12 protein-coding genes are annotated in these 12,663 nt (G+C 70.8%); 5 read left to right on the top strand and 7 right to left on the bottom strand.

What is annotated here, in order from left to right:
- The first annotated feature begins 76 nt into the window (after positions 1 to 76).
- Both AB0C36_RS00540 and AB0C36_RS00535 read left to right on the top strand, forming a co-directional pair.
- Positions 77 to 475: an SseB family protein gene (locus AB0C36_RS00540; RefSeq protein WP_358347042.1), complete on the top strand. Its 399-nt coding sequence runs from the start codon at positions 77 to 79 to the stop codon at positions 473 to 475.
- 469 nt (positions 476 to 944) lie between these two features.
- Complete coding sequence (locus tag AB0C36_RS00535) at positions 945 to 1,796, top strand: helix-turn-helix domain-containing protein (RefSeq protein WP_358347040.1); 852 nt, start codon at positions 945 to 947, stop codon at positions 1,794 to 1,796.
- Positions 1,797 to 2,071: 275 nt separating this feature from the next.
- Here AB0C36_RS00535 and AB0C36_RS00530 read toward each other — a convergent pair whose 3' ends face one another.
- Entirely contained in the window at positions 2,072 to 2,260 is a 189-nt protein-coding gene (locus AB0C36_RS00530; protein ID WP_358347038.1) for a DUF397 domain-containing protein, read from the bottom strand.
- Between the two features lie 467 nt (positions 2,261 to 2,727).
- On the opposite strand from AB0C36_RS00530, the gene AB0C36_RS00525 reads away from it, so the two are divergent.
- On the top strand, positions 2,728 to 3,141 hold the full coding sequence (locus AB0C36_RS00525) for a hypothetical protein (protein ID WP_358347036.1): 414 nt from the start codon (positions 2,728 to 2,730) through the stop codon (positions 3,139 to 3,141).
- 262 nt (positions 3,142 to 3,403) lie between these two features.
- Here the strand turns inward: AB0C36_RS00525 and AB0C36_RS43170 are convergent, their stop codons facing one another.
- The 3 genes from AB0C36_RS43170 to AB0C36_RS00515 all read right to left on the bottom strand — a co-directional run bounded on the left by AB0C36_RS43170 (position 3,404) and on the right by AB0C36_RS00515 (position 6,371).
- A complete protein-coding gene (locus AB0C36_RS43170; RefSeq protein WP_372498534.1) occupies positions 3,404 to 3,475 on the bottom strand; it encodes a 50S ribosomal protein bL37 in 72 nt (23 codons plus the stop codon).
- Positions 3,476 to 3,569: 94 nt separating this feature from the next.
- Entirely contained in the window at positions 3,570 to 4,412 is an 843-nt protein-coding gene (locus AB0C36_RS00520) for a DedA family protein (RefSeq protein WP_358347033.1), read from the bottom strand.
- 249 nt (positions 4,413 to 4,661) lie between these two features.
- A complete protein-coding gene (locus AB0C36_RS00515) occupies positions 4,662 to 6,371 on the bottom strand; it encodes an N-acyl-D-amino-acid deacylase family protein (RefSeq protein ID WP_358347030.1) in 1,710 nt (569 codons plus the stop codon).
- 245 nt (positions 6,372 to 6,616) lie between these two features.
- On the opposite strand from AB0C36_RS00515, the gene AB0C36_RS00510 reads away from it, so the two are divergent.
- Both AB0C36_RS00510 and AB0C36_RS00505 read left to right on the top strand, forming a co-directional pair.
- Positions 6,617 to 7,261 (top strand): TetR/AcrR family transcriptional regulator, encoded by a 645-nt coding sequence (locus tag AB0C36_RS00510; protein WP_358347028.1) that lies wholly within the window; start codon positions 6,617 to 6,619, stop codon positions 7,259 to 7,261.
- A gap of 461 nt (positions 7,262 to 7,722) precedes the next feature.
- On the top strand, positions 7,723 to 8,733 hold the full coding sequence (locus AB0C36_RS00505) for an AraC-like ligand-binding domain-containing protein (protein WP_358347025.1): 1,011 nt from the start codon (positions 7,723 to 7,725) through the stop codon (positions 8,731 to 8,733).
- Positions 8,734 to 8,929: 196 nt separating this feature from the next.
- On the opposite strand, the gene eda is transcribed toward AB0C36_RS00505, so the two are convergent.
- From eda to edd, 3 genes are read right to left on the bottom strand one after another with little or no spacing between them, the layout of a single operon-like run.
- Positions 8,930 to 9,607: a bifunctional 4-hydroxy-2-oxoglutarate aldolase/2-dehydro-3-deoxy-phosphogluconate aldolase gene (eda, locus tag AB0C36_RS00500; protein ID WP_358347024.1), complete on the bottom strand. Its 678-nt coding sequence runs from the start codon at positions 9,605 to 9,607 to the stop codon at positions 8,930 to 8,932.
- Complete coding sequence (glk, locus tag AB0C36_RS00495) at positions 9,604 to 10,626, bottom strand: glucokinase (RefSeq protein ID WP_358347022.1); 1,023 nt, start codon at positions 10,624 to 10,626, stop codon at positions 9,604 to 9,606. Before glk ends, eda begins: the two co-directional genes overlap by 4 nt.
- The gene (gene edd, locus AB0C36_RS00490) at positions 10,623 to 12,539 is read right to left on the bottom strand and encodes a phosphogluconate dehydratase (RefSeq protein ID WP_358347019.1); all 1,917 of its coding nucleotides are present in this window, start codon (positions 12,537 to 12,539) and stop codon (positions 10,623 to 10,625) included. The genes glk and edd overlap by 4 nt, the downstream gene beginning before the upstream one ends.
- Positions 12,540 to 12,663 lie beyond the last annotated feature (124 nt).

Below are 12,663 nucleotides of genomic sequence, written 5' to 3'. Positions count from 1 at the left end.
GATTCTACCCGTCGGTAACTTTGGCAATCCCCGACCCGGCCGAATGAGCGCCGGAGAGGCGCTAACCTCGGTTGTCGTGTACGGCTACGCGACCGAGGAACCGCAGGTACGGGCAGAGGGCCCGAGCCTGACCGACGCCGTGCGCGGATTCGCCACCGGCCTGATGAGCGGCGAGGACTTCCAGTCCGTCTTCATAGCCTCCAAGGTCTTCTGCCCCCGCGGCGAACGACCGGGCTTCCTGGCGCTGCACAACACCCCCGAACCGGTGATCCCGATGTTCTCCTCGCTGGAGGAGCTCAAGCGGTACGCGGGCGAGGAGTCCCGCCACTTCACCGTCACCGGTGCCGAGGTGCTGGACCTGCTGCCCAACGGGTACGGCTTCGTCCTCGACCTGGACGGCGAGCACCGTGTGATGTTCGACGCCAAGGCGATCGAACAGATGATCAACTTCGCCATGCGCCGGATGTACGGCTGAACGCCGATCGATCGACATATAGGGCAAAGCGCGCAAGTTTTCCTGATCGGAAGTATGTCTCAGGTTCGGTGGTCCGGTGGTCGGCGCCGGGCTTGTCGCCGACCGGCCGACTGGCCAACTGCCACCAAGCAGATTGCTGCCCGTGTCCTCTGTGTGCATTGCCCGGCCTCCGCCGTACGCCCGCTCCGCGTCCGCCGCGGGCCTGCCGGGCGCCCGGTGTGTGCCTCCGAGGTGCCTCCGGGGTGTCTCCGAGGCACCTCCGGCGGCTCGATGCGGGCGACGTCAATGCGGGAATGACGTGCGTGTGAAGTCCGGGTGGATGGCGAACCCGCTGGCGTGTTCGGCTGATTCAACGCCCGAGCGGTACTAGGCTCGTTGCTGACTGGCCAACTGCCACTAGGCAGATTGCCGTAAGTGTGTTTGACATATCTTCAGCACCTTTGAGTGCCTACCGAGGCAGGGATCAGCTATGCCCCAGAGTCCGGACCCGCTGGTTTCGCTTGGCCGACTGAGGGCCGAACTGCGGCGGCTTCGGGAGCAACGCAGGTTCACGCAACAGCAGGTGGCCGACGAGATGGACTGGTCGCTCAGCAAGCTGATCCGCATCGAGGGCGGCAGAAACCGGATCTCCACCAATGACCTGCGGGTGCTGCTCAACCACTACGGGGTCGAACCCGCGCTCCAGGAACAGCTGTTGGCCCTGTCCAAGGACGTGCGCCGCACCGCGTGGTGGGACCGCTTCGCCGATGTGATCAACCGGGACTACGCGGCGTACATCGGCTACGAGACCGTTGCCTCGGTGATCCGCAACTTCGAGATCACCATTGTTCCGGGCCTTCTGCAGACACCCGAGTACGCCGAACAGGCGATGCTCAACACGAGCGGGCGCAGCCCGGTGAACCCCAAGGCCATCGAACTGCGCATGGAACGACAGAAGTTGTTCGAGCGCGAGACGCCGCCGGAGACACACTTCATCATCGACGAGTCGGTCATCCGCCGTGTGGTGGGCGGACGGGCCGTGATGCGCGCCCAGTTGCTCCACCTGCGGACCATGGCGCAGCGGCCCGACCTGACGCTGCAGATCATGCCGTTCAGCGAAGGGCTTTACCCGCGCCACCGCCGAGGCTATGTGGTGTTCGAATTCCCGGACGACGCCTCGCTCGTGCTGTACATCGAGGGCGCCGAGGGCAGCATGATCATCTCCGAGCCGACCGAGCGCAAACCGCAGGAGTACCTGGAGTCCTTCTGGCAGTTGGAGGAGGCCGCGGGGGCCGTGGATCCCATCAAATTGATCGATGACGCGCTGGAACGCCTTACTTGAGGCAACTCCCCCTTGTCACAACGCTGCTGCTGTTGTGCAATAGAACCGTGGTCAAAGTGCCATATGGCATTCGTCTCTAGGGCGGATCGCTAAGTGGTAGAGCGGTAGCGGTCACAGTGGCATACAGAGGGGGTGTGGGCATGTGCGGCACGCAGCGTTTCGGTGCAACGGGGGTGCGCATGCCCGCGGTTCGGCTCGTTCGGTCGCCTGGGTCATTTGGGTCATCAGGGTCGTCTGGGTCGCTCGGGTCGCGTCTGTTCGCGTGGTCCGGTCGGTCAGTCTGTGTGTATCCGCGCCACGAAGTCCGACCACGCGCCGGCCGGGAAGCCGAGCGGGGCAACGAGGGGACGTCGGGAGTCGCGTACCCAGACCGACGTGTCCGACCGAGCCTCGATGCAGTTCCCGCTGTTGCCGCTGTAACTGCTGCGGCGCCACGCCGATTTGATGCTGATGATCTCTGCCACGCCTTCTTCTCCCTCAACACTGGACACGAGAAGTCAGCCGCAGCGGGAGTCGTGGCGTCGTTGGCACGAGGGTCCGCAACGGTTGGCGGCAACTGCCGCCGCAATAAGGAGGATCCCCAGAATCGTCGACGAACGACACAAAGTCGACAGGGGATTGCCCCTCCGCGCCGGGCGAGGTCACCTTGTCCGGCAGGAAGGGGTGGGGCGCCGGGGGCGCGTCAGTGCCAGAACGACACCTCCCCCCTGTGGCGCTCGCGTATGTGGGGAGAGACGGTAGGCCGATTCACGGTCGGCGCACCGCCTCTCCCCGTCGAATCGCCGACAGCAGCCTTCGCAGCCCTCGGGACTCGCGCCAGATTCCCAGGCTATCGAAGGGTGTTGGCGGTGGTAAGGGCCAGCGGCCCACCGCCGTCGTCCACGCGGCGCGTGGCGGGCTGTACTTCGGTATCGGGGGATGTGATCCCGTCATGTTCGAGACCAGCAACGTACGAGTACCCAACGGTTCGACCGTCACCGTCCACACACCGCAGCCCGGCTGGACCGGCCCCGGCATTGTCGTGGCCGTGGTGATCCTGGTCGTCCTCGGAGCGATTCGCGGCAACCCGGACGACCGTCCGGCGACCCCGCGCGAGGTGTCCATAGCGCAGCCGGAAGGCATCGCGCTCTTCGCCGAGCCGAACGCCGGTTCGCCCAAGCTGGCGGATCTGCCGGTCGGGCGTACGGTCGAGGTCCTCTGCCACACCGACGGGCCCGAGTCCGTCGGTTGGGGCGGCACCAGCCGCATCTGGGACCGCGTCACCATTGACGGCCTGACCGGGTTCGTCCCGGACACCGCCGTCAACACGCACGTGACCGTCGACAAGATCGCCGATCCCTGCTGAGCGGGGACGGACGGGGGACGGCGGCCACGAGAAAAACGTCCCGCACCGCGCGGTCCGCGGTGCGGGACTCTCGTGTGGGCACCTGGTGTTCGCGTGCGCTCGGCTTCGGCGCCCGGTCTCCGGCGCCGCGTGCCTGTGTGCGGGCCCTAGCTCGGCGCCGTGCTCAGCGTCGTGCTCAGCGCCCGTGTTGAGTGCCTGTGTCAGCGCCTCTGTTCAGTGCTGTGTGTGGTGCCCGTGTGCGGTGCCCGTGTCGGCTCCTGTGTCAGGCCGGCCGCTTGCCGTGGTTCGCCCGGTTTTTCCGGCGGGTCTTCCGTTTCCTCGTCTTCTTCGACAAGGTGCCTCCCCTCGACGGTCCAGGAGCTTTACCCCGTGCCAAGGGGCGCTACCCGTCGCGGAGTTGCCCAACCGGCGGGCGAACCGCGCGGATTTCACCAGGGGAAGCACATCCAGGGGCCGACCGGCCAGGTTCCAGGCAGGGGTTCGAGGCGTCCAGGGGCGCGGGAGGGGACGGGCGCGCGCGGGGGCGGGGCGTAGCTGGGGGCGGAGGCCAACGCGGAGGCCGAGACGGGCTCCGAGAGGGCGCCCGAGACGGAGGTCGCTGCGGCAGCCGACGCGGAGATCCCGACCGGGGCCGGGGATGGAGTGGGGGCCGGTCCGGATGGCTGCGTGGCGGCAGCGGCCGGGGACGGCGCGGCGCGGGTGGTGCGGCGGCGTACGGCGTACACGACCAGTCCGCCGACGACGACCACGATTCCCGCGATGGTCGCGGCCGTGCCGATGCGCTGCTGCATCGCGAGCCCGGCGAAGTGTCCGAGCGACACGAACGAGGCGGCCCACGTGGCCGCCACGACGATCTGGGTGAGGCCGAAGACGCGGTACGGGACGCGGGCGCGGCCGGCGAGGCGCGGAGTGAACGTACGCAGCCCCGCTATCCACTGGGCGATCGCTATCGACCACACGCCGTGGCGCGCCACCATGCTCTCCGCCCGCTCGATCGTCGCGTGCAGGGGGCCGGCGGACCGGGGTTTGCCGGTGTGGTGGCGTCCGCGCAGGTAGGCGAGCTGGCCGCCGAGCACCGCGGCGGCGATCGCGACCGGTATCGCGGCCGAGAGCGGGACCTCGCCGAGGCGGGTCACCAGGCCGAGGGTCAGGAGGAGGGTCGAACCCGGGAGGACGAGTCCGAACAGGAGGGCCGACTCGGCGGTGACCGCGAGGCCGACCAGCACGAGGACCAGCGGCGCGGGCATCACGCTCATCACGTCGTGGACCACGGACACCTCCCGTCCGGCGTACCGGCTCCCTGAACGACACAGCACGCGCGGGCGCGAATCTGTTCCCGACCTGGGGCCCTAGCGGGGAATCGGCCGAAAGCCGACGCGTTGTGGCCGGTGGGCAACCGACCGTGGCTGCGGCGTAGATGAGTGGGTGATGCGCGCGACGGGCCCGCGCCGACGACGTGGCGTCGTGGCGCGGACCCGGTGTGGCGGGGAGGTCGGTCAGCGGTGCTGACGCGGCGTCAGTCAGGCGCTGGTGTCCCCGCTGGTGCCGTGCCGGAGCAACTCGCCGGAGTGCACGCCGACCTCTTTGTCGTCCTCGACCGTCACCTGGCCGTTGACCAGGATGTAGCGGTAACCGGTCGCGGAGATGACCGTACGCAACTGCCCGGCGGGCAGGTCGTGGCGGAACTCCGGGTCGCCGTACGCGAGGCGGTCGTAGTCGTACACGATGATGTCCGCCGCGGCGCCTTCGCGCAGGATGCCGCGGTCGGTGAAGCCCGCGCAGTGCGCCGGCAGCGCGGAGAGCCGCCAGTGGGCGCGCTCCAGGCTGGTCCAGCCGTGCTTGCGGACGTACTCGACGATGTACTCGGTGCCGTACATGCCCGCACTCAGCGTCTTCAGGTGCGCGCCGCCGTCGGACAGGCCGGGGATGAGGTACTCGTAGTCGACGAGTTCCTTCAGCCCTTCGAGCGACGCGTTGAACTGCCCGGTGTGCACCTCGGTGCGCAGGCCGTCGGCGACGGTGACGTCGCACAGGATGTCGATGGGGTCGCGGCCGATGCGCTCGCCGATCTCCTTGAAGCGCAGGCCCTCGTATTGCTTGTACTCCTCGGTGAACGTCTTGTGGAGCCGCATGTCCGGGTACGCGTGGTACACGAACGGGTCGAACTCCCTGAGCTCGGCCCGGATCCGCGGGTCGTTCAGGAGGGCGATCTTCTCCTCGACCGTCTCGGCCTCGAACACGGTGGAGACCGGCGGGCGGACGCTGAGGCCGCCGTACAGCCAGCTGAAGGGGACCGGTACGTCGGTCGTCATCGCCTGGCCGTAGATCGGCAGGCCCCTCTCCTGGCACTTCTTGAGCCACTCGATCTTGCGCCGGTACAGTCCGCCGCTGCGGGTGTTGGCGATGACCGCGTTCCAGATGAGCGGGCGTCCGCTGATCTCGACCAGGCTCTCGAACTCCTCCTCGGTGATCGAGGTGCCGGAGAGCTGCATGAAGCCGCGGCCCAGGCGGGCCAGTGCCTCGGCGACCGCCACGCGCGTCTCCGGCCACATCACGTCGGTCGGCATCGGTGTCCCGTCGAAGTCGCCCTGCAGGAGGCGGTCCTCGGGGTGCCCGGGACGGCCCAGGCACTGCGCGGACCAGCCGCCCGCGCCGGCCTCCATGGCCTCGGTGAGGATGCGCGCGATCTCGGCGTTCTCTTCGGGGGTCGGCTTGTCGCCGGCCTTGGCGCGCTCCAGGCCGAGGACCCAGACGAGGAGGGGGTTGAGCGGGACGTACGGCAGGACGTTCACGGCCTTGGGGGTGCGCTCCAGGCTGTCCAAGTACTCCGGGAACGAGACCCAGTCCCAAGGCAGTCCGAGGCGCAGGGTCTCGGTGGGGATGTCCTCGACGGCGGTCATCGACAACATCGCGCGCTCGCGCTCCTCGGGGCGCACGGGGGCGAAGCCGAAGCCGCAGTTGCCGGTGACGACGGAGGTGACGCCGTGCCAGCCGGAGGTGGTCACGTACGGGTCCCAGAAGACCTGCGCGTCGTAGTGCGTGTGCAGGTCGATGAAGCCGGGCGCGACGATCAGGCCGGTCGCGTCGATGACGCGTGCGCCTTCCTCGGCGGGGATGCGGCCGATGCGGGCGATCCGGCCGCCGCTGACCGCGACGTCGCCGCGGAAGCGCGGGGTGCCGGAGCCGTCGACGACGATGCCGTTCTTGATCACGATCTCGTAGGTGGGCATGCCAGGGACCTCCTCGTTTTAAAGATTGTGTTTAATACGGTCCGCCGACGAGGTCAAGGCACATCCGAGGTCAGGGCACATCCGAGGTCAAGAAACATCCGAGGTCGACACATCCGCGGTCAAGGCACGTCTACGGTCGAGGCGCATCGAGGTCGAGGCGCACATCCACGAGGTCGAGGCGCGTCCGCCGGGCGGGGGCGCATCACGGTGACGATCGCTCGGCACGGCGTCGCTATCCTCCGGACATGCCACGCGATTCCGGGCCGACGCGCCGATCGCTCGTCGACGCCGCCGAGCTCCTCTTCGTCGAGAAGGGGCTCGACGTACCGCTCGGCGAGATCACCAAGGCCGCGGGGCAGCGCAACACCGGTGCCGTGCACTACCACTTCGGCGGACGCGACGGCCTGCTGCGCGCCATCCTCGACCGGCACGTCCCGGTCATCGCCGCCCGCCGCGCCGACCTGCTCGCCGAGGCCGGCCGGACTCCCGGCGACCCGGTCGGCTACGCCCGGGCCCTGGTGCTGCCCATCACCGAACTGCTGTACGGGTCCCCGGCGGATCGCGCCTACCTGCAGATCTCGGTACGCCTCATCGCCGACCCCACCTCCGCGGTGGCCCCCTACCTCGGCGGCGACGACGTCCTCGCCGTCGTCGACGCCGCCATCGCCGCGCTGCACCCGCCGACGCCCGACGCCTACCGCGAACGCGCCTTCCTGGCCGTCCAGATGGTCGGCCTGCTGTGCGCCCAGCGCGCCGCCCGCGGTGACGTCTCGCCGCGCCCCGACGCCATCGTCCGTACCGGCGAGCTCACCCGCGCCGAGTATGAGGCCCACCTCACGGCGATTCTCACCGGCGCCCTCGTCCCCCTCGCCCCGCCGGAAGGCTCCTGAGCGCCCGCGGCTTCGGGCCCGCGCGCCGGGGCGTACGCCCGCTCCGCGCTTGTTGCACATGATCCCCGCGCTCTGTGCGCATGACCCGGCGCGTGCGTCCAGGCAGAGTGAGCATCACGCCAAGGACCGCGGTGTCGGGGCCTGGTCGAGGACGGCAATTCTCATGGCCACCTTGGCGTACTGGTTCGATCCCGCTTCGCGAGGATGGTGACCACGGAGTGGGCTGCCCGGCAGCCTCGATGACCGCGGCGGTGCTTCGAGCGCCCGCCTGCGGTATAGGTGTGCGGCGGAGGGCACCGCCGAAGGTCTCCGCCGCACACGCGCCGAGCTTGCGTACCCGCCTTGCGCACCGCGCCGTTCACGCCGGTTGCGCCGGTTGCGCCCCCGTGGCACCGGCGGACGCTCCGAACTTGGCCGGATGGCTACTTTCCGCGCGTCCGAAAACCGACCAGCATCGTGCGGTGCCCAACCTCGACGCCACCCCCGACCCGGAGCCGCCTCCCGACGGACCGGTCAGGTTGGTCAGCACCGATTCCGTCCCCGCGGCGGAGCGGTGGAGCTGGTGGGCCGAGGTCTGCCAACGCGAGCTGATGGCGACGAACATCCGGAGCCCGCACGCCTCCCACTTCCACGGCTCGCTGGAAGCCGTCGGATCGCCCGAGGTCCAGGTGGTGGCCGTCACCAACTCGCCGCTCACGGCGGTGCGCACCCCGCTCCAGATCCGCCGCGACGACCCGGAGAACTACTACCTGGTGCTGTCGGCCGACGACCCGATCCGCATCGAGCAGGAGCGCGGAACCGCGGACGTGGGTGCCGGCAGCATGGCCCTCTTCTCCACCTCGCATCCGCTGACCTGCGAGTTCGTCGACCTCGGACACCCCACCGAACTGACCCTGGTACGCCTGCCGCGCGCCGAACTCCCGCTGCGCAACGGCCGCGCCGACCGCCTCCTGGGCAAGACCCTGAGCACCCGGTCCGGCGCCTCCGCGCTGCTCGCCGGGTACCTGGCCCAGCTGCCCCAGGCGGCGCGTACGGCGAGTGCCCCCGAGTCGGCCAAGCTCGCCGCGATCGCCGCCGACCTGGCCGTCACCGCCCTCGCCGTGCACCTCGACGCGCCGGACACGCTGTCACCCGAGACCCGCACCACCGCCCTGCGGGTCCGCATCCACGCCTTCATCGACCTGCACCTCGGCGACCCGGGCCTGACCCCCGCCACCATCGCCGCCCGGCACCACATCTCCGTGCGCACCCTCCACGACCTCTTCCGCACCGAGCCGGAGACCGTGGCCGCATCCATCAAGCGCCGCCGCCTGGAGCGCGTCCACGCGGACCTCACCGACGCCGCCTGGAAGCACCGCACCATCGCCGAGATCGCCGCCCGCTGGGGCTTCCGCCAGCCCGGCGACCTAAGCCGCGCCTACCGAGCCGCCTACGGCCGCACCCCCACCGAAACCCGAGCCACCACCCCCTGAACCCCCAGGGCCCCAAACCACAGACCCCAAAAAACGGAGAGGCCCGCTCTCCTCGCCGAAGAGCGGGCCGATCGCGGTGTCGGTAGGCCGAACCCTCATACGGCCTACCAGGGGGAGTCGAACCCTCATACGACTCGTTCCGCGGTCCGTACCCCTGGCGCACCTCAGGGCAGAGCGCGCCAGGGGACGATTTTTGTCAGGCGGGGGTGCTCCCCGCCGTCTTGTCGCGCAGGCGGGAGGCTTCCCGGGCCAGCGCTTCCACTGTGTGCCAGTCGCGGGCGGCGACGGCGTCGGACGGGAGCATCCACGAGCCGCCCACGCACGCCACGTTGGGCAGTGCGAGGTAGGACGGGGCGCTCGCAGGGGTGATCCCGCCGGTCGGGCAGAACCGTACGTCGGGCACCGGCGAGGCCAGTGACTTCAGGTACGGGGCGCCGCCCGAGGCTTCCGCCGGGAAGAACTTCATGTCGCGTACGCCCAGTTCGCGCAGGCGCAGGACTTCGGAGACCGTCGAGGTGCCCGGGAGGAAGTCGAGGCCGGTGTCGCGCAGTGCGGCGTACAGGGTCTCGGTGCAGCCGGGGGTGACGAGGAAGGTCGCGCCCGCGTCGGCGGCGGCCTTGGCCTGGTCGGGGGTGAGGACGGTGCCGGCGCCCACCCGGGCGCCCTCGACCTCGGCGGCGATGCGCTCGATGGCGCCGAGCGCGGCGGGGGTGCGCAGGGTGACCTCGACGGCGGGCAGGCCGCCGGCGACGAGGGCGCGCGCCAGGGGCACGGCCGATTCGATGTCGTCGATGATGACGACGGGTACGACGGGTGCCAGGTCGAGCGGGCCGGTCGTGGCGGCGGTGGCAGCCGAGGAGGCAGGGGAGGTCATACGGTCACCGCCTCTCGGATGTCGCTGTGGGCCTCGAGCCAGGCGCGGGCGCCGAGGAGTGCCGGGTAGGGCGCGGTCACCAGCACCGTGGAGATGCGGTGCAGGTACGCGGCCATCGTCGGGTTGGTCTCGAAGCCCTCGCGGAACTCGCTCTTGACGAGCAGTTCGGCGATGCGCGGCAGGACGCCGCCCGCGAGGAAGACGCCGCCGCGCGCGCCGAGGGTGAGTGCGACGCCGCCCGCGAAGGTGCCGAGCAGGCGGCAGAAGGCCTCGACGGTGGAGGTGCACAGGTGGTCGGTGCCCGCGATGGCGCGGCTGGAGATGTCGGCGGGGGAGAGCGCCTCGGCGGGCTCGCCCTGGGAGCGGGCGACGTACCGGTACAGGCGGGTGAGGCCGGGGCCGGACAGCACGTGTTCGGCGGTCACCATGCCCAGGCCGCCGCGCTCGCCGCGCAGTACGTCGATCGCCTCGGCGTCCTCGCCGTGTCCCGGGCGGAGCAGCATGTGGCCGCCCTCGCCGGGCAGCGGCACCCAGCCGCCGCCGGGGATCGGGACCAGGCCCGCGACGCCGAGACCGGTGCCGGGACCGAGCACCGCCATCGGCAGCGAGGTGTCGGGCCGGCGGTCGCCGATCACCAGTACGTCGTCCTCGCGCAGGTGCGGCAGCGACAGCGCGAGCGCCTCGAAGTCGTTGATGAGGTGCAGTTCCTCGACGCCGAGGCGGGCGCGCGTCTCGGCGACGGAGAGCGACCAGGTGCCGTTGGTGAAGCGGAAGCGGTCGCCGGTCACGGGTCCCGCGACGGCGGCGCACATCGCGCTCGGGCGGTCGGTGACGCCCACGGCGGAGAGGTACTGCGCGACGGCCGACTCCAGGTCGGGGTGCTCGGCGGCGCGGAGTACGAGGATGCGCTCGGCGCGCCCGCCGGGGCGGGTGATGAGGCCGAAGCGGGCGTTGGTGCCGCCGATGTCGGCGACGAGCCAGGGGCGTTCGGCGGAGGGGCGGGGTACGGCGTACGTCATCGCACACCTCCGTCGCTCGGCGCGGCCGGCGCGGCAGCGACGTGGTCGAGCGGGCTGCCGAGGGTGCCGGCGCCCAGTTCGGCGGCGCCGACGCCGGCGCGCAGCGCGGCGAACAGCTCGCGTCCGGTGCCCACCCATTCGGCGTCGGAAGGCGCGCCGCCGGTCGCCTCGCGTGCCGCGAACTCGTCCGCCGGGACGGCCAGCGCCAGTTCGCCGGTGACCGCGTCCACGGTCACGACGTCGCCGTCGCGGACCCGGGACAGCGGACCGCCCGCGGCGGCCTCGGGCGTGCAGTGGATCGCCGCCGGGATCTTGCCGGACGCGCCGGACAGCCGTCCGTCGGTGACCAGCGCGACGGCGTGGCCGCGGTCCTGGAGGACGCCCAGGGCCGGGATGAGCTTGTGCAGTTCGGGCATGCCGTTGGCGCGCGGGCCCTGGTAGCGGAGCACCGCGACCAGGTCGCGGTCGAGTTCGCCGGCCTCGAACGCCGCGGTGAACTCGGCCTGTCCGTCGAACACGCGCGCGGGGGCGGTGACGGTGTGGTGCTCGGGGGCGACCGCGGAGACCTTCAACACCGCACGGCCGAGGTTGCCGTCGAGCATGCGGAGGCCGCCGTCGGGGGCGAACGGGTCGTCGTACGCCCGCAGCACCTCGGTGTCGAGGCTCTTCTCCGGGCCGTCGCGCCAGGCGAGGCGGCCGTCCTCGAGGAACGGCTCCTGCCGGTAGCGGTCGAGGCCCGGACCCGCGACGGTCTTGACGTCAGGGTGCAGCAGGCCGCCGTCGAGCAGCGTGCCGATCAGGAACGCGGTGCCGCCCGCGGCGTGGAAGTGATTGATGTCCGCCGGACCGTTCGGGTACATGCGGGCCAGCAGCGGCACCACGGTCGACAGTTCGGCGAAGTCGTCCCACGTGAGCTGGATGCCCGCGGCCGCCGCGATCGCGACCAGGTGCAGCGTCAGGTTCGTCGAACCGCCGGTCGCCAGAAGGGCGACGACGGCGTTGACGAGGGCCTTCTCGTCGACGATCTCGGCGATCGGGGTGTGGTCGCGCACCAGCGTCTCGGGGTCGCCGAGCGCGGTGGTCGCGGTGACGCGCGCGCCCGCGGCGTCGGTGAGCGCGGCCCGCAGCGGCTGGTCGGGGTGCACGAAGCTGGCGCCCGGCAGGTGCAGGCCCAGCACCTCCATGAGGAGCTGGTTGGTGTTCGCGGTGCCGTAGAAGGTGCAGGTGCCGATGCCGTGGTACGCCTGGGCCTCGGCGTCGAGCAGCTCCTCGCGGGTGGCCTTGCCCTCGGCGAAGCGCTGGCGTACGCGCGCCTTCTCCTTGTTGGGCAGGCCCGACGACATCGGACCGGCCGGCACGAACACGGTCGGCAGGTGCCCGAAGGACAGGGCGCCGATCAGCAGGCCGGGCACGATCTTGTCGCAGACGCCGAGCATCAGCGCGCCGTCGAACATGTCGTGGGCGAGCGCGACCGCGGCCGCCATGGCCACGACGTCGCGGGAGAAGAGGGACAGCTCCATGCCCGCGCGGCCCTGCGTGATGCCGTCGCACATCGCGGGCACGCCGCCGGCGAACTGCGCGACGCCGCCGGCCGCGGCGACCGCGAGCTTGAGCTGCTCGGGGTAGTCGCGCAGCGGCTGGTGCGCGGAGAGCATGTCGTTGTACGCCGAGACGATCGCCACATTGGGGCGTACCGGACCCTGCGGGCCGGTGCCGCGCAGCGTGAGCTTCTCCTCGGCGGAGCACGCCGCGAAGCCGTGCGCGAAGTTGGCGCAGCCGAGCTGGGTGCGGGCGGGGCGCCGGGAAGCGGCGGCGGCCACCCTCTCCAGGTACGCCGACCGCGCGGCGGCACTGCGACGGGCTATGCGCTCCGTCACCGCGGCCACCGTCGGGTGGGTCGTCTGCTCGTTCACGATCTCGCTGCCCCTCAGGAAACTTTCGAGGATCAAACTAGGGGTACTTTTGCCGCTTGGCAAGCAAAAGAATGACGCCCGGGCGTAGAAGAGGTGAACTTCGGTCTTTGACCGGGGTAAAAGG

The organism is Streptodolium elevatio, assembly GCF_040649515.1.
GTDB lineage: Bacteria > Actinomycetota > Actinomycetes > Streptomycetales > Streptomycetaceae > Yinghuangia > Yinghuangia elevatio.
This window is presented reverse-complemented; position numbering and strand designations above follow the sequence as displayed.